This window comes from Nostoc sp. FACHB-110 (assembly GCF_014697425.1).
Lineage (GTDB): Bacteria > Cyanobacteriota > Cyanobacteriia > Cyanobacteriales > Nostocaceae > Nostoc_B.
In genome coordinates, this window is sequence record NZ_JACJRU010000025.1 from 38,711 (window position 1) to 56,724 (window position 18,014).

The 18,014-nt window shown below is 44.0% G+C and carries 11 protein-coding genes and 1 pseudogene; 9 read left to right on the top strand and 3 right to left on the bottom strand.

The genetic code is table 11. The annotated features are described in order from the left end of the window. Positions 1–71 precede the first annotated feature (71 nt). Entirely contained in the window at positions 72–818 is a 747-nt protein-coding gene (locus tag H6G69_RS21000; protein ID WP_190691062.1) for a DUF561 domain-containing protein, read from the top strand. Between the two features lie 75 nt (positions 819–893). Here the strand turns inward: H6G69_RS21000 and H6G69_RS21005 are convergent, their stop codons facing one another. Next, on the bottom strand, positions 894–2,042 hold the full coding sequence (locus tag H6G69_RS21005) for a DegT/DnrJ/EryC1/StrS aminotransferase family protein (RefSeq protein ID WP_190691063.1): 1,149 nt from the start codon (positions 2,040–2,042) through the stop codon (positions 894–896). A 381-nt stretch (positions 2,043–2,423) separates the two neighbouring features. Between H6G69_RS21005 and H6G69_RS21010 the strand changes: the two genes are divergently transcribed. The 4 genes from H6G69_RS21010 (at position 2,424) to H6G69_RS21025 (ending at position 5,374) form a co-directional block, all read left to right on the top strand. Beyond that, a complete protein-coding gene (locus tag H6G69_RS21010; protein WP_190691064.1) occupies positions 2,424–3,200 on the top strand; it encodes an ABC transporter permease in 777 nt (258 codons plus the stop codon). Positions 3,201–3,343: 143 nt separating this feature from the next. After that, entirely contained in the window at positions 3,344–4,117 is a 774-nt protein-coding gene (locus H6G69_RS21015) for an ABC transporter permease (RefSeq protein ID WP_190691065.1), read from the top strand. 3 nt (positions 4,118–4,120) lie between these two features. Next, positions 4,121–5,014, top strand: a complete 894-nt coding sequence (locus tag H6G69_RS21020) for an ABC transporter ATP-binding protein (RefSeq protein WP_190691066.1) — start codon at positions 4,121–4,123, stop codon at positions 5,012–5,014. 66 nt (positions 5,015–5,080) lie between these two features. Continuing rightward, complete coding sequence (locus H6G69_RS21025) at positions 5,081–5,374, top strand: hypothetical protein (RefSeq protein ID WP_190691067.1); 294 nt, start codon at positions 5,081–5,083, stop codon at positions 5,372–5,374. A gap of 133 nt (positions 5,375–5,507) precedes the next feature. Here H6G69_RS21025 and H6G69_RS34015 read toward each other — a convergent pair whose 3' ends face one another. Then, positions 5,508–8,846, bottom strand: coding sequence for a DUF4912 domain-containing protein (locus H6G69_RS34015; RefSeq protein WP_242072129.1), 3,339 nt, complete (start codon positions 8,844–8,846; stop codon positions 5,508–5,510). Between the two features lie 703 nt (positions 8,847–9,549). Between H6G69_RS34015 and H6G69_RS21050 the strand changes: the two genes are divergently transcribed. Together H6G69_RS21050 and H6G69_RS21055 are read left to right on the top strand one after the other, a co-directional pair. After that, positions 9,550–12,969, top strand: coding sequence for a pentapeptide repeat-containing protein (locus H6G69_RS21050; RefSeq protein WP_199336202.1), 3,420 nt, complete (start codon positions 9,550–9,552; stop codon positions 12,967–12,969). Positions 12,970–13,038: 69 nt separating this feature from the next. Continuing rightward, positions 13,039–13,752 (top strand): hypothetical protein, encoded by a 714-nt coding sequence (locus H6G69_RS21055; RefSeq protein WP_242072130.1) that lies wholly within the window; start codon positions 13,039–13,041, stop codon positions 13,750–13,752. A 591-nt stretch (positions 13,753–14,343) separates the two neighbouring features. On the opposite strand, the gene H6G69_RS21060 is transcribed toward H6G69_RS21055, so the two are convergent. Continuing rightward, positions 14,344–15,453 (bottom strand): precorrin-8X methylmutase, encoded by a 1,110-nt coding sequence (locus H6G69_RS21060; RefSeq protein ID WP_190691068.1) that lies wholly within the window; start codon positions 15,451–15,453, stop codon positions 14,344–14,346. 122 nt (positions 15,454–15,575) lie between these two features. Between H6G69_RS21060 and H6G69_RS21065 the strand changes: the two are divergent. Beyond that, positions 15,576–15,790 (top strand): annotated as a pseudogene (locus tag H6G69_RS21065) (transposase); the annotation flags it as partial. A 153-nt stretch (positions 15,791–15,943) separates the two neighbouring features. Next, on the top strand, positions 15,944–17,530 hold the full coding sequence (locus H6G69_RS21070) for a hypothetical protein (RefSeq protein ID WP_190691069.1): 1,587 nt from the start codon (positions 15,944–15,946) through the stop codon (positions 17,528–17,530). Positions 17,531–18,014: the final 484 nt, after the last annotated feature.

The following is an 18,014-nucleotide window of genomic DNA, read 5'->3' on the forward strand; positions in this document are numbered from 1 at the left end:
ATTACCCCCCTAGCCGTCAAAGCTTAGTAGTGTAAAAATATTCCTACCTTCGTAGCTACAAAAGACGAATTATGACCATACATCCAGCACTGCAACGTGCATTTACCAACCGCCGTGTTCTAAAAGTTATTAGCGGTTTGAATAATTTTGACCGCGATCGCGTGGCTGCTACTATTAAAGCTGCTGAACTTGGTGGTGCTACCTTTGTTGATATCGCCGCCGATCCTGCTTTAGTCGCAATGGCAAAAAGCTTGATTAATTTACCAGTTTGTGTATCAGCAGTCGAGCCAGAAAAGTTTGTCCAAGCTGTGGCCGCTGGTGCAGATTTGATTGAAATTGGTAATTTTGATTCTTTTTATGCTCAAGGACGCAGGTTTGAAGCTCCTGAAGTGCTGGCACTAACTCAGCAAACCCGCGCCCTTTTACCCCAAATTACTCTATCTGTCACTGTTCCCCATATTCTGGAGCTTGATCAACAAGTACAACTAGCAGAAGAACTAGTGAAAGCTGGTGCTGATATTATCCAAACTGAAGGCGGTACTAGCAGCCAACCTGCGCACTCTGGCACTTTGGGATTAATTGAAAAAGCTGCGCCTACATTAGCAGCAGCTTATGAAATTTCTCGCGCTGTATCAGTTCCAGTATTGTGCGCTTCTGGTATTTCTAACGTTACCGCACCGTTAGCCATCGCAGCTGGCGCGGCTGGTGTTGGTGTTGGTTCTGCTATTAACCAACTCAACAGCGAAGTAGCCATGATTGCTGCGGTACGTGGCTTAGTAGAAGCTTTGGCAACTGCAAAAAGCGACGCGCTAATCTAATCTTTAAGCGAAGGATGAAGATTGAAGCACTTAAAACATATATTTTTCATACTTCATACTTCATCCTTCATACTTCTAAACCAAACAATCTTTCAGCGCGTAAATCACTTGGTCTTGCTGTTGGGTTGTCAACTCTGGGAACATAGGCAAAGATAAAACCTCATGGCAGCTTTGCTCTGCTACTGGTAATTGTCCTGGTTTGTAGCCTAAATCTTGATAAACAGGCTGCAAATGTAAGGGGTGGGGATAATAAACCATTGAATTTACACCCCGTTCTTGTAATTGACTGCGTACCCAGTCTCGATGAGAAGCACTTGCACCATTTCGCCCTTCACTCAAGACGCGAATTGTGTATTGATTCCAGACGCTCACCCCTGGCGCGAGTTCTTCGGGTGCAGCAATTCCCGGAATTTGATTTAGCGATTGGGTGTAATATAATGCGATCGCCTGCCGTTTTTGATTCCAATCATCGAGATAACGCAGCTTAATTTGCAAAATCACTGCTTGAAGGGCATCCAAACGGCTATTTATCCCGATTTCTTCGTAGTAATAACGATTTTTCTGCCCATGCTCTTTAATAACTCGCATCTTGGCGGCTAGTTCTGCATCGTTAGTTGTAATTGCGCCACCATCGCCACAACCACCCAGATTTTTTGTCGGGTAAAAACTAAAGCAGCCAATATGCCCAATGCTACCGACTGTTTGACCTTCCCAGATTGCGCCTGTAGATTGCGCGCAATCTTCAATAACTGCTAAATTATGAGCCTGGGCGACTGCCATCAGCCTTGTCATATCTACAGGCTGGCCAAATAAATGAACAGGAATTATCGCCTTAGTTTTAGGTGTGATTGCCGCAGCTACTTGCTGCACATCTAGATTAAATGTATTAATGTCTATATCAACAAAAACAGGCTTGGCTCCTACAGCACTGATTGTCTCTGCCGTAGCAATAAAGGTAAATGGTGTCGTAATTACCTCATCACCTGCGCCAATTTCTAAAGCCCGCAGTGCTAAGTAGAGCGCATCAGTTCCAGAGTTACAAGCTATACAATTATTAACACCATGATAGGCAGCAAATTGTTGCTCAAAACTTTCAATGATGGGGCCGCCAATATAACGCCCAGAAGCTAAAACTTCTAATACTGCTGCACTCACTTCTGCTTCGATAGTGGCGTATTGCTGCTTGATATCAAAGGCAGGAACAGAATTTACGCTTTGGAACATGAGTTTTTATTTGATCTGAAGATACAAAGGATGCACTTCGACAGTCGATTTTGGCTGATTGATTTTTGGTCAAAAAGCTGCTCAATAGACTGTCGCCCTGGATACGCATCAAAGAGGGTTATTACTGAAATTATTGTATGGTTAAAGATATCATCATAATTCGTAATTCGTAATTTTTAATTGGTTGTTAGGACACTCTGAGAAATTGTCAATACGAAAGCTTTTGCTCAGTCATTTAGGAAATTAACCCAAAACCCATTATCCCTATTGGGGATGATTGGGCAGCAAAAACTGGAGTATTCACCAAGATTTAACAATTAAAATTAAAGTTCCAAGGATATAGGTTGTGCTAATCAGACAATTCCCGGAGGTAGAGAAACCATGCAGGATATCATCAAGTTAGACTTAGTTGATTTGACCTTTGCTGTGGGGCTAATGGCGATCGCAATTGGTTTATCTGCTTGGGAAAAGTTGGGTTTAGAATTAAACTTAGCAATTGCGACTGGCCGAACCATCTTACAACTGCTGGTATTAGGATATGTTTTCGATTTTATCTTTGCGATAAATAATCCTTGGGCAGTTTTGGTAATTTTGGCAATTATGCTGACAGTTACGGCTATTGTTGCCAGAAATCGCATCAGCCAGAAAATTCCTTTAGTATTACCTGTAGTTTGGGGAGCAATTTTAGTTAGTACTGCTTTGACGCTTTTTTACACTTATTTATTAATTCTGCAACCAGATAGATGGTTTGAAGCACGCTATTTAATTCCGCTAGCGGGAATCATCATTGGCAATGGCATGAATGCAGCTGCGATCGCTGGGGAACGATTAGTTAGTACAATGAATAATTCCTCAGGAGAAATTGAAACCCACTTGAGTTTAGGCGCAACCCCCCAACAAGCCGTAACTCAATACCGCCGAGAAGCCATTCGCGCCGCCATACTTCCCACCCTCAACCAAATGATGCTCATTGGTATGGCTACCCTCCCCAGCATCACCACAGGACAGTTATTAGGCGGTGTTAACCCTTTAGATGCTGTTTCTTACGAGATTTTAATTTTATTTATGGTTGCTGTTGCTAACCTGCTGACAACGATTTTAGTCACTAGAGGATTGTGTCGTCAGTTTTTTAATTCAGCCGCGCAGTTAATTCGGTAAGATTGCGAAAACTCTTGGCAATGAGAATTTATACTAAATCCGGTTATCATAAACCACTTATAATCAAGGAAAAATAATCTCAAAAAATGAGATGCCTATAAAATAGAAAAATTTGGTACTTTAAGTTTACGCAACTTTTTGATATGAAGTATTGGCGTGAAACTATAGCTGTGGCACAACGCATCTTAATTGAATTGTTACGCCGCAGACGCAGCCTAATTTTTTGGGCAATTTTTCCCATATCTGTGCTGATGCTTGGTGGGTATATTCTGGCAGAACGAGCAAAATTACCCATTGCTGATGCTTTTACATATACTGCACCTTCAACTTTAGTCGGTGCGGCATTGTTTTTTAGCTGTTTGGGTGGAAGTGTCGCCACGGTAGTTGCAGAAAGAGAACAACAAACTCTCAAACGCTTGTTTCTTTCGCCTTTAAGTGGCACGTCTTATTTTTTCGGAATTTTTTTAGCTCATAGTTGCATTGGTTTAGGGCAAGCATTATTAATTTATACTACGGCTGCTTTTTGGGGTGCTAGTTTTAAAGGCTTGATTATTTTAGGAATATTAATCATTATCTTGAGTATTGTGGCTTATGTGGGCTTGGGGTTTATTTTGGGTACACAATTGGCGCGTCGGATTGAAGATGTGAATGCTTTAGTGGCAGCTTTTGGGGTTCCGTTATTAATTTTAGGTGGCGCATTTTTACCGAGTTCATTGTTTCCTAAAACTTTAATTCACATAGCGCAATATAATCCGATTTATCATATGAATGAGGCTTTTGTGGGAGTATCTGCCAAGGGTGAACAGCTTGGGGATATTAAATTACATTTTTGGTTTTTAGTGGTATTTGCCTTAATAATGGTGATTGGTGGATGGTTATCTTATCGACGAATGTTAGTGCGAGAAAGAAAATTATAAAATATGCTATCAATTATCAATTTAAATAAATCTTACGGTAAGGTAAAAGTTGTTAATGATTTAAGTTTGCAGATTGACGCAGGGGAAATTTACGGTTTATTAGGGGCGAATGGGGCTGGTAAAACAACTACCATTAATATGATTTGTAATTTAATTAAAGCTGACAGTGGTCAGATTAAAATTAATAACCAACCTATTTCGGCAGCTACAAAAAAGCTAATTGGTATTGCACCTCAAGAAAATCTCCTATATAAAACTTTGACTTGTGCAGAAAATTTAAATTTTTTTGCCACTATCTATGGGTTGGATAAGAAAACACGCCAGCAACAAATACAATCTACTTTAGCTGCGGTTAACTTATTAGATAGAGCTAAAAGCCCGGTGGAAACATTAAGTGGAGGAATGCAGAGACGGTTGAATATTGCTGTGGCTTTAGTACATCAGCCAAAGTTAGTTATTTTAGATGAGCCTACGGCGGGTTTAGATATTGAAGCCAGATATGAAATTTGGGAGTTGATTTGGCAACTCAAAAAGCAGGGAATTACAGTTTTATTGACGACTCACTTGTTAGATGAAGCAGAACGTCTGTGTAATAAAATTGGCATTCTTAAGCATGGTAAAATGTTGGCTGAGGGTAGTTTAGCTGCACTACGTAATATTATTCCAGCTGCGGAAATTTTAGTTATCCAAACGACACAAGAAGCAGAAGCAATCGCCTGCGCTCAAGCTCATGGTTTTACCCCCAAGCGTTATGCTAATGAATTAGCATTTTGGCTACCAGAACCTTTAGAATTGCCAGAAATTATTGCCAGGTTTGCCGGGATTAAAATAGATGCGATCGCTCGCCAAAATGTACGTTTAGAGCATATTTATTTGGAAGTCACACAAAAAAATTAACTCTCTCGGGAATCGCCATTGCAGTTATTGTTGTCAATACCAGGAACATCACACCAGTACACAGCAATGGAAATTCTAGCACTCGCCGGATTATTACTATCTTTAAGTCCTTTTGGGCTGGTAGTAACAGTTATGCTCAGACAAATGAATAAAAAGCGGCGGTTAGAAGACGAAGCTTGGGTAGAACCAGACAATAATCTCCATTCTATTTCCCATGTAGTGGAAATTCCCCAAATTCCTGCTAATTTCTATCCGCCACAATTAACTCAAAATAGCTACTACTACATCAATAACGAGATGGAATGTGAAACACCACATCATTTAGATGTTGGTGAACAATATAAACATGATTCACTTTAGTAAGTCAACCAGAAAAATAACAAAAACCATCAGTATTATTAGCGCAATGTATGACTTATACAAATAGAACACAGATAGCCGACTTTGTGAAAAAGTCGGCTATCTGTGTTTAAGTATTTTCTGTCAGTGCAGATTAAGCTTCGGGAACTTCTTGGGAAAACTTTTTATGAATTATTTTTGAGTTTTCGCCGTCAGCTGCAACTGCTGTCATCAGATAGTCAATTAAGTTTTCGGAGAAAGGAACGCGGAGGTGGAAGGTTCCATCTGGTTTGAGGGAGATGGGATTACCGCCAATATTGACGCTGGCGTTGGGTTCGGTTGCACCGTGGATAATTAACTCTGCATCTGCTACAAACCAAAAATCTGGTTGGGGACGGCTGAAAATGCGAACCGCACTAGAACGGACAATTGCTACCCAACCATCGCCTTCGGTGCTATAGCCAAGTTCAATCATATAATCGCGATCGCTTGTGGGAATTGCTACGTAGCGGTCATGGGTGATTTCTTCGCATTCATATTGCTGGACAAATTGGGGCGGCTGATAACTGAGATCGATATCAGTAGCATCATAAAGCCGCAAAGCTAATTGAGTAACTCCAGCTTGATGTAGTGCTTGTTTACGGGTTTGTGAAAGATTCCAAGCCGCGTAAGCCCATTTAGGAGTGCGTGGTGTCAAAGTAATGCTGCTACCATCTTCGGGTGATGGCAAAGATGCTTCTGCTGCTGGTGTGGGAACATTTTCATCTTCTACATACAACGGACTAAAGACGCGCACAATTTCCGAACGAGCAATGCTTACCCAGCGATCGCCTACAATGGGATAGCCAATTTCGGCAATGTAATCATGATCTGCTTCTGGTATCCCTACAGTGCTATCGGATGTCTCTAAATCTAGTTGATACTCCTGGACTAATTGTGGCTGCTGATAACTTAAGTCGATATGTGTCACATCATACAACCGCAAACCTAATTGGAACAGACCAGCATTTCTCAGCATTTGTTTGCTAGTGTCTGACATTTCCCAATAAATATCCGCCAATTGGTGAGTGCGGGCTGTCAAGACAATCCGGCTAGTCTCGTCTACTAACACAACATTGGCTACTGTATGATTAGTTTGCAGATTGCCAAATACACGCACCACTTCAGAACGTCCAATTGTGATCCAGCGATCGCCTATCGTATAACCAATGGTGGCTATGTAATCACGCTCGGTTTGGGGAATTTCTATGGTAGTTTGTGAAGTGCTGAGTTCGGATTCGTACTGCTGCACTAACTGAGGTTGCTGATAACTCAGGTCAATATTTGTGACATCATAAACCCGCAGACCTAATTGAGATATACCCGAATTTTGCAGGATTTGTTGACCAGTAGGAGAAATTTCCCAACTCACATCAGCCGAATGGTCACTGCTAGGTGTGAGGACAACTTTGCTTTGGGGGTCAGCGATCGCTAAAATTTCGTCACTGGTATTAGCTGATACTGGCTCGTTAACTTCTGGTTGGTTCATAGCATTAATACTAGATGCGGCTGCGACTCCAGCAACTCCAGCGACTACCGCACCAACACCAGCATTATGCAGTAAATCTTCTGTTTCCTCTGGCTCTGGTTCTGCTGCATCTGCCACATAATTTAATTTTTCTATTTCTGGATCTAAATCGGAAGTGATCTCTGCTTGAGAATCTGTTGGTGTGACATCATCTACAAGCTCAAAACCCCAATCTTCTTCGTTATCGTTAATCGATTCTTGACTAATTCCAGGTAAGTCAATATCCGCTTGTGCCTGTGTTGGGGTCACTGGCTGAACTGTTTCAATTTCTGCTGCTGGTGGCTGTGTATTTTGGGTAGTTTCAATCGGAGAATATTCTGGATTTGATGTGGATTTTGATACATCTAAGATTGGGGGATATGTCGTGCTGACCACGGCCGCTGGTGCTTCCATATCCCACGGGGAAATGCCCAGATCGTAACCGTTATCTTCGGCTTTTTGATGATCTGATTCTTTGCCCACAATCATTGAGCCAATGACAGCACCTGCACCAACGGCTAAACCTGTATCTGCTGTTGTGGCTGGGGTAGTGCCTTCTAGATAATTTGCGCCATTATTTTGCGGATTGCTACCGTTAGTTGCACTCGTTAAGGGAATTTGTGCTTCACTGACAACAGCGTTAGTATTATTGACTACTGCTGCTTCTGATGCTGGGGGTAAGGGATTAGTCGGTGGTTGATTTTCTGTAACTTCCGCCTCCGATGGGCTAGTTCTGACTATCCACAATAACAACCCGGCAATGACACCTAATGGTAAAACTAACCACCACAGAGGGATTTGTCCTTGAGCGATGGAATTATTGCCTGAGGTAGCAGTAGCAGGTTGTTGAGTGGGTGTAGCTGCGGTGGTGGCAGTTGCCTCAGGAGTAGGGGCAGGGTTGATAATCGGTGCTAAGGTGGTCGCCGCCGGGCTGGGGGTGGCAGCTACTACAGTTTCTGTATTGGGGCTGACGGTTGCTGCTGGTGTTGCTTCTATTGTCGATGTGGGATTAGCAACTAGCTGGATAGTAGGTGAATCTCCTTTGGCGATCGCATCGGCTTCTGCGGTTCTGGCATTTTCTATGGCTTGTTGTCCTGGTGCTGCCAAAGCAAAACCAAGAAAACCTGCTACAGCTGGGCTAGGATTTTTTTTATAAACGTAAACCAAAGGCTGCGAAAAGGGATATTTGGGGTCGTCTGGTAAGGCTTGATGTAACTGGAGAACCTTCACCCCAGGTAACTTGGATATTTGATTGACTCTGGCATAGCTGATGCCATCTTTGCCTAGTTGTTTGACGATTTCGGCGGTACTGTCTTCAGTTAATTGGGTAGCAGTCGAGCCTGTAGCGAATTTTGCCGCTTTAAAAACTGGGTAGTTGTTGAGGGCTTGGCGGGTATCACTATAATCTGGGCGATCGATTACCCGAATTTTGCCTGGCGACCCGCCTAACTGCGACCAGTCAGTTACACTTTTACCCCGAAAAATTCTGGCAAACTGTCTATCGGTTAAGCTGCCATTAAAAGGATTGTCTGCACCCACAATAATCGCAATTTTCTCGCGGTGCAACCGGACTTGCTCTAAACCTTGGGCTTTTTCTTCAGGAGTCAAACCACGGCCGATCGCAGCTATATCAATTTGTCCGTCTACTACTGCTTTAATCGCTGCATCTGTACCATTGTTAGCAACTTCTACCTTTGTACCAGCAAATTGTTGCTCAAAACCTTGCTTGAGGTTTTGGTTGATGAGAGCCAAGGTACTTGAACCATCAACACGCACTGTTGCCCCATTTTCCACTGTTTGCGGCAGGGGAAAAGTGGGATTATCCGTGGCAGATTGGGCCAACACTGGTGTTGACACCATAAAATTCAATGCCATCGGCGTGGTAGCTAAGGCGAGCGATAATGCCAAGTTGGCGATCGCACTATCTTTTTTTTGTTGTTGCCACATATGCTCCTAATCCAAGGTACAGAAAACAGCAAACCGGCCCATCCTCAATGTGATTTTATTATCCAGGAGGAGACGCGCTTATTATACATCTGCTGTCAAGTATCTTCTTCTCCATTTAGCCCAAACAGTTGAAAATCCCTCCTGAATTTTCCTGATCTTTACTTCCCCACTGATTAGTTAAATCAAGGAATATACGCATATCTATATTATGCTTAGTCTTACTTAAATTCGACTTTTGTCAGTATCTCTACTGTTTTGATTGCTGTTTTTAGGTTGATTTACTGATAGTTAAAACTGCTGATAAATACGTAATAATACTTAAATTTTGGCTTGTACAGCAGTGCAAAATTTTATTGGCTCGTTCACCTGTAATCTTTACGAAAATTAATATGCACAGCCAAAATTTTGTCTTGGCTGAGAGTTTAAGTATATATTTTTTGTTAGGAAATAAGGTGCGTTTCGCCTGGATTGAACGCAAGCTTACCAGACTGCATAGTACAGGCAGTTTACCGCATTCATAAGATGATGAATTTATCGACATTCACGGGATTGGTTTATTATCACTCATCTGTGTATCGATCCTTCATTTCAGGGTAAGGGAGTAGCAATGGTTTAAAAGCAACTGTCTCGCATTTCTATTGCGTATCAATGGCTCAATCTTTTTTGGGAACACTAACTCCAGCCCTCCAGTACAAAATTCAGTATGGATGTTGAAGAGTTTTTGAGTCGTTTAGATGCAGGTGAAAATAATTTTTCAGGTGTCGATCTTAGTGGCGCAATCCTAAGCGAAGTTGACTTATCTGGCATTAATCTGAGTGGTGCTAATTTGAGTGGTGCTGATTTAAAAAGCACCATTCTGAGCAACACAGACTGGATTAATTTAAAAGAAGCACTCACCACCATCAGGGAAATGCAGGATGAGTATTATCGCGCCGATGCCCTGAGAGCGTTAGCAGAGAAACTGCCACCTGATTTGTTAAGTGAAGCACTCACCACCGCCAGGGAAATTCAGGATGAGTATCTTTGCGCCGATGCCCTGATTGCGTTAGCAGAGAAACTGCCACCTGATTTGTTAAGAGAAGCACTCACCGCCGCCAGGGAAATTCAGGATGAGTATTTTCGCGCCTCTACCCTGAAAGCGTTAGCAGAGAAACTGCCTTCTGTGTTACCAGAAGCACTCACCGCCGCCAGGGAAATTGAGGATGGGTATTTTCGCGCCTCTACCCTGATTGCGTTAGCAGAGAAACTGCCTTTTGTGTTACCAGAAGCACTCGCCGCCGCCAGAGAAATTCAGGATCAGTATCTTTGCGCCGATGTCCTGAGAGAGTTAGCACAGAAACTGCCACCTGATTTGTTAAGTGAAGCACTCGCCGCCATCAGGGAAATTCAGCCTGAGTATCTTCGTGCCGATGCCCTGATTGCCTTAGTGGAGAAACTGCCTTTTGTGTTACCAGAAGCACTCGCCGCCACCAGGGAAATTCAGGATCAGTATCTTCGTGCCGATGCTCTGAGAGAATTAGCAGAGAAACTGCCATCTGTCTTACCAGAAGCACTTGCCGCCATCAGGGGAATTCAGCCTGAGTCAAAATGCGCCAATGCCCTGAAAGCGTTAGCAGAGAAACTGCCTTCTGTGTTACCAAAAGCACTCGCCGCCGCTATGGAAATTCAGCCTGAGTATCTTCGCGCCTCTGTCCTGAAAGCGTTAGCAGAGAAACTACCACCTGATTTGTTAAGTGAAGCACTCGCCACCATCAGGGAAATTCAGCCTGAGTCAAAATGCGCCGATGCCCTGAAAGCGTTAGCAGAGAAACTGCCACCTGATTTGTTAAGTGAAGCACTCGCCGCCGCCACGGAAATTCAGCCTGAGTATCTTCGCGTCCATGCCCTGAGAGAGTTAGTAGAGAAACTGCCATCTGATTTGTTAAGTGAAGCACTTGCCGCCATCAGGGGAATTCAGCCTGAGTCAAATCGCTTTCATGCCCTGATTGCCTTAGCGGGGAAACTGCCATCTGTCTTACCAGAAGCACTTGCCGCCATCAGGGGAATTCAGCCTGAGTCAAATCGCTTTCATGCCCTAATTGCCTTAGCGGGGAAACTGCCATCTGTCTTACCAGAAGCACTTGCCGCCATCAGGGGAATTCAGCCTGAGTCAAATCGCGCCCGTGAGCTGAGAGAGTTAGTAGAGAAACTGCCACCTGATTTGTTAAGTGAAGCACTCGCCGCCATCAGGGGAATTCAGGATGAGTATTGTCGCGCCGATGTCCTAATTGCCTTAGCGGGGAAACTGCCTTCTGTGTTACCAGAAGCACTTGCCACCATCAGGGGAATTCAGGATGAGTCAAATCGCGCCTATGCTCTGAGAAAGTTAGTAGAGAAACTGCCACCTGATTTGTTAAGTGAAGCACTCACCGCCGCCAGGAAAATTCAGGATGAGTATTGTCGCGCCGATGCCCTGATTGCGTTAGCACAGAAACTGCCGTCTGTGTTAAGTGAAGCACTCGCCGCCGCCACGGTAATTCGGTCTGAGTATCGTCGCACCTCTGCCCTGAGAGAGTTAGTAGAGAAATTGCCACCTGATTTGTTAAGTGAAGCACTCGCCGCCGCCAGAAAAATTCAGTCTGAGTCAAATCGTGTCCATGCTCTGATAGCGTTAGTAGAGAAACTGCCACCTGATTTGTTAAGTGAAGCACTCACCGCCGCCAGGAAAATTCAGGATGAGTATTGTCGCGCCGATGCCCTGATTGCGTTAGCACAGAAACTGCCGTCTGTGTTAAGTGAAGCACTCGCCGCCGCCACGGTAATTCGGTCTGAGTATCGTCGCACCTCTGCCCTGAGAGAGTTAGTAGAGAAATTGCCACCTGATTTGTTAAGTGAAGCACTCGCCGCCGCCAGGGAAATTCAGTCTGAGTATTGTCGCGTCCATGCTCTGATAGCGTTAGCACAGAAACTGCCATCTGTGTTAAGTGAAGCACTCGCCGCCGCCAGGGAAATTCAGTCTGAGTATTGTCGCGTCCATGCTCTGATAGCGTTAGCACAGAAACTGCCGTCTGTGTTAAGTGAAGCACTCGCCGCCGCCAGGGAAATTCAGTCTGAGTCAAATCGCGTCCATGCCCTGACAGAGTTAGTCGAGAAACTGCCACCTGATTTGTTAAGTGAAGCACTCGCCGCCGCCAGGGAAATTCAGGATGAGTATTGTCGCGCCGATGCCCTAATTGCCTTAGCACAGAAACTGCCATCTGTGTTAAGTGAAGCACTCGCCGCCGCCACAGTAATTCGGTCTAAGTCAAATCGCACCTATGCCCTGATAGAGTTAGCAGAGAAACTGCCGTCTGTGTTAAGTGAAGCACTCGCCGCCGCCAGGGAAATTCAGTCTGAGTCAAATCGCGCCCATGCCCTGACAGAGTTAGTCGAGAAACTGCCACCTGATTTGTTAAGTGAAGCACTCACCGCTATCAGGGAAATTCATGATGAGTATTATCGCGCCCCTGCCCTGATTGCGTTAGCACAGAAACTGCCGTCTGTGTTACCAGAAGCACTCGCCGCCGCCACGGTAATTCGGCCTGAGTCATATCGCGCCTCTACCCTGAGCGCGTTAGCACAGAAACTGCCACCTAATTTGTTAAGTGAAGCACTCGCCGCCATCAGGGAAATTCAGTCTGAGTCAAATCGCGCCGATGCTCTGATTGCCTTAGCAGAGAAAATGTCATTACATAATCCTAGCCTGAGCAATGGTAGTGCAAATTGTGCAAATCTCAATCATTCAATCTTGACTGAAGCCAAGCTCAATCAATCCGACTTGAGGTATGGCAATTTGAAAGGAGCAAACTTGAATAAAGCCAACCTGAGTCGTGCTTTCCTAAACCATGCTGATTTGAGCAATACAAGGCTGGTTCAGTCCAACCTGAGTGGTACTAACTTGAGAAATGCTAACTTGACAAATGCCAATCTAATTGGTAGCAACCTAAAGGATGCCAATCTGATTGCTGCCAATCTGATTGCTGCCAATCTGAGTGGTGCAAATGTAGAAAAAGCCCGATTTGGAAACAATCAAGGAATTTCAAAAGAGATAAAAGAAGACCTAATTCAACGAGGTGCAATCTTTGTTGGAGAACCTCTCACTTAAGATTGGAGGTAAAAGAGCAATCGAACAAAAACTTACGCGCTTGGAATTGATGAGCCGCAAACTAAATTTTTGACATTTAAAAGTATTTCAACAAAAGTCTCCTACCAATCTTTAAATAAAATTGCGGATGGAGCAAAGCTATTCTTTACACTAGCATTTAGAACTAAACTGCAACCAAAAATTAAGTCAATGACTGAACAAATTTACGATACAGTCTTATATCATAAAAAGTCTTTTACCCTTGCTAGTATCAATGGTTATAGGTTATTTAATCCAGTAAAGTATGGTATCGAGCTAGCTCTATTTTCTACTGCTTGCTGGCGAGGTTATTACTGCACTTATGAGGTCACTGATACATCTCTGTTTCTTACAAAACTTAATATTGGGCTAAGTGAAGCAGATCATTTGAAGCGATTATTGAAGCTGTTTGGTAAAACAACTACTGAATATACAAAGTCTTGGGATTGGGAGTCATCGGACTGTAAAATAGATGCTATACGGAAGTTGATTCCCTTTACTGGTGGTTTGTTGCTGGGAAACGACTCCATCTGCCAGATGTATTATGGGATGAAATTTCCCCCTGCATACGAGTTCAGAACTGTCTATGAGCTAATCTTTGATAATGGGAAACTTATAGAAGAACATGACCTTTCATCGCAGATGGAACAGTTACGAAAGATATTACCTATTGATACATTAAACTCAAGAGTCAGTCCATCTCATAATGAAATTAAGCAATGGCTCAAGCAGTGTTTTAATTTAGAGTACGAAAGATTGTATTAAGCAAATAGTTGAGCCGCGACGGGAGCAAGTGTCCTTTGAATCATAATTCACATCTTGCACCTAGCCCCAGCGAATAGAATTCGCACGCCAGATGCTTCAAGTCGGGCATTGCCCGCCCAACGCACTGGCTCGGCTATACAAACGAAGTCCGCCTACGCGGACTAACGCAATATCAAGGGTTTGGAACCCGCGCAGGCGGGTTTTGTCTGTGTAGCCGCGACTTCAGTCGCTTGGTGCAAGATATGTGATAATTTAGGTTTTGGCAACTTTTGGTGATCCTTCCTGTTCGGAGATATCAGTTTAGGCAATGGCACGGAACGCCCACCGATAGAGATCGCACCAGCAGTTAATGGCTCCATCTATTGCCTCTTAAGCGCGGTATCATATTTTATGATTACCACATGGTTTTTGTGCTAAATTACGAAATTAATGAAGAAAATCTTGAATTAGCTGATTGTCAAGGCTCATAATTCTTGCAGAATTACACAACTGGGCTATTTCGTGGAATGCAGACACAGTTGTCAAACCATTTAAAGACTCAAATCTTCAGCTTAGAACTCTTGCATAAATATTTTTTGCTATAATAGTTGGCTATTTTTTCCTATCACGTAAATAACAATGACAATCTGGCTTGCTAATTAATGACTCTACTAAAGCGTTCAAAGCCGTGGCCGCCAATAAACCACCGCCTAAAGTGCCTTCAACTGTAATATGCGGAATATCTTGCTGCATCAGTTGGCGTTTGGCTGCGGGAGAGTGGCTAAAACCAATGGGCATTCCAATAATGAGGGCGGGTTGAATTTTTTGGGCTTGAATAGCGGTGCAAGTTGCTAATAAAACAGAAGGTGCATAACCAATAACTAAAATGCTACCTTGAGGAACTTGGAATAATTTTTCGCGCCATTGTTGATGTTGCCAAAACTCTTGTTCGGCTTCTGGAGCGGTGGTAATGTGGGGATTGGCAATGAAAGTTCTGACTTGGCAACCTAAGTGAGCTAATCTAGTTTGGTCTAAAGCTGCGGCGATGGTGGGAATATCTACAAAAATGTGACAACTAGATTTGAGTGCGTGACGACTAGCGGCGATCGCTCCAGCACTTACCCTCACAAAGGATGTTAAACTCACATCACCACAAGCTAACACTAATTGAGCGATTAGATGTTGTTCAATTTCGGAGCGGTTTGATAAATCGGGTAATAAGCATTGCAACGATTCGGCAAAACTTTCAAAATGAGTATGCACCTCTGCATCTAAACCACTCCACAATTGTTCTAGCCCACCTAAACTAACTTGAGTTTCTACTTCTAATAATTTGAGTTGCGCGAGGACTTCTGCCTGCATAATTTGACAATGGCGATCGCGTCCTAATAATCCTTCTAATGCTGAGGCGGTTTGTCGCAGTTGGGCAATTTGCTGCATGACTGCGCGATATTGCTGTTGTAATTGTGCTGTGAGGGTTTGAGTTTCTGGTTCTAGTTCGAGAATGTTGCGGATATGATTGAGTTGAAATCCCTGATGCTTCAAAGCGACAATTCTTTGCAACCGAATGACATCTTGTTCAGTATACAGACGATAGTTGCTAGGCGATCGCCCTGGTTGTGGCAACAATCCCAATTGATGATAATGTCTGACCATCCGGGGTGTAATGCCGCCGCCGACAACTTGAGTCAGTTCTTTAATTGTTAAGCCACCAGTTTTCATGAGAGTCCCATGCAACCTTTCTTTTGTCAATACCTTAGCCAAAATCAGAGGGTGAAGAGAGAGGGCTGATTTAGTAGAGTTATTGTCTTCCCAAACGACAACTTAAAACCCACAATCAACCCATGCCCGATATCTTATCACTCCTGCAATGCCTCCTGACGCAGATAAACGCTACGACAATGCGTCAGTTGAACCAGATAATCATTGCAATGTTAGCTTCGGAGCGGGCGAGTCACCATGTTGGAAATTGCCCGTTGGACAGGGGAACGCGGTAGCTATCGGACAATGGGGAGATTTTTCAAGGACAGTGACACCGTGGGCAACATTGTTTTGGCTGTTATTGATTTATTTAACTAAGCAAATTTGAGCTTCTTCATGATAAGCTTATGAATCATCGGATTAGCTTGATATTGTCATGATTTTTGCTCAATGTAGGGAAATTTTGGCATTATCTTCGACATCCGATTTCCCCTTTTTTTAACCCAGGGTTATGAGTTTTACCATCCAAGTTTCACCACCGACGAACGATCTGGTTCTGTCGCAGAACCAGACGCTCGACGAAGTGGTGAAAGTTACCATCCCAAAGTCTGGGGTGGTTCCGAAAGTCGATGTCTATTTTCTGGTTGACACGACCGCTAGTATGAAGCCAGCGATCGATGTCGTCAAGAGAGACATCTCGATTGTTTTGACGGAAATTGGGAAGCTAGGATCTGATGTTAAAGTCGGGATTGGCGAATACAAGGACTTTCCGGCTCCTGTTACTGGCGAACACCCTTATGCTTTCGCTCACCAGCATAGTTTGAGTAGCAACCTTGCAGACATTCAAGCGGCGGTTAATACCTGGACAACTACTGGTGGGAAAGACATTCCAGAGGCTCAGTTCTATGCACTCGATCAGGTAGCTGAACCACCAAGTGGCAAAATTGGCTGGCGTGCGGATTCCCAGCGAATCATTGTCTGGATTGGTGATGCAGCCGGTCACGATGCAGTCTGCCAAGCAATCAGCAACCTGCCCTACGACATCACCGAAGAATCGGTAACAGCTAAACTAGTAGCCGAGAAGATTACCATCCTGGCAATGAGCATGAATACCGATCCTCGTTCCCCAGCAGGGCTGGACGACGATCCAAAAACCACGGCAATTGGTTATCAGCCTTATTGCGGAGAGCCTGGTGGAACTCGTGGACAAGGCACAAGAATTGCCAATGCGACTGGTGGCAAGCTGTTGCCAGGTATTAGTCCGAGTACAATTATCGAGACGATCAATGCTGAATTGGCAGCACAGATTACTTCGATCGCCAATGTACGCCTTGTACCAAGCGGCGACATAGCACAGTTTGTCACGGCGATCGCACCTGCAACTGGTTACGGGCCACTCAGCAGAGACGAAGATCATGAGATAGCCTTTACCGTTTCCTGGGTGGGAGCCGTAGCTGGCCAACCTTTCCCCCAGATATTTAATGGTTCTCTCGATGTGATCGCTGATGGACAAGTCGTAGGCGGCAAACCAGTCAAGATTACTGTACCACTTTCTTTTCCACCACTACCCCCAATTTTTCCCGAGGACGAAAATTCTATGCCACACCCAGAAGATGCTTCCGGTAACTGGATGTTGATTCACCAAGTAACTGGTGTTTATATGATATCGGCTGGCTACCAGGCTACTGTAAACTACCACGTTCATATCTGGCGACAAGATCCGCTTGTAAATACGACATGGAATCAAGGACACCTCTGGACTCTGATTAAGCAGACTGATGGAAGTTACCTCATCCGCACCTGGCAGCAAAATCCTAGCCTCAAAGAGGAGTTGTATCTTGAAGCAGCAGCAACCACTAACAGACAAGACCAATACCCAAGGCTCCAACGGCGCAAAAACGTTGATTCGCAGTCTTGGGTTTTGATTCCGGTCAGTGGTGATCCCAACACGTATGCCATCCAATCAAAGGCATTCCCCGACTACGCCCTGAGTCTTCTAGAAAGTTTTTGTAAGGACGGCGCGCATATAATTACCGGTCGCACTTGGGGTAAGCCAACTTTTCATCAATATTGGCGATTGAGCGCCCCTCCTGCTTGATGCTCAAGCAGGTGAAGTATCGACTCTAAATAGTTGAAGTGGCGATCGCTGTGTTGCTGATGCGTAGAATGAATTGACTGAAGATACTGATTCATTGTGCATTTATGCAGCGCCGCGATCGCTACTCTTCTGGCTTTTTAGTATACTCGTACTATATTTAGATGCGTTTGCCCTGCATTGAACCCTCGTAAATTGGCTAAGGTATTGTTTTGTAGAATAGAGTAATAAGTGGCTTTAAAGTATGATAGTTATGCAAAAATCCCCGACTTGTTAGATAAGTCGAGGATTTTGTTGTTTACGGAGAATAGAAAATAGGTAGATGAAAATAATCTAACTAAGTAAGTCGGTGTAAATAATTATTGTTGGAATAAGGCAGGGGGCAGGGGGCAGGGAGCAGGGGGCAGGGAGCAGGGGGAAAAAGCGTTTGAGCCTTATTTACTTTTCGGCGTTGCATAAATGCGGGATGAATTGAGATGTTTAACAA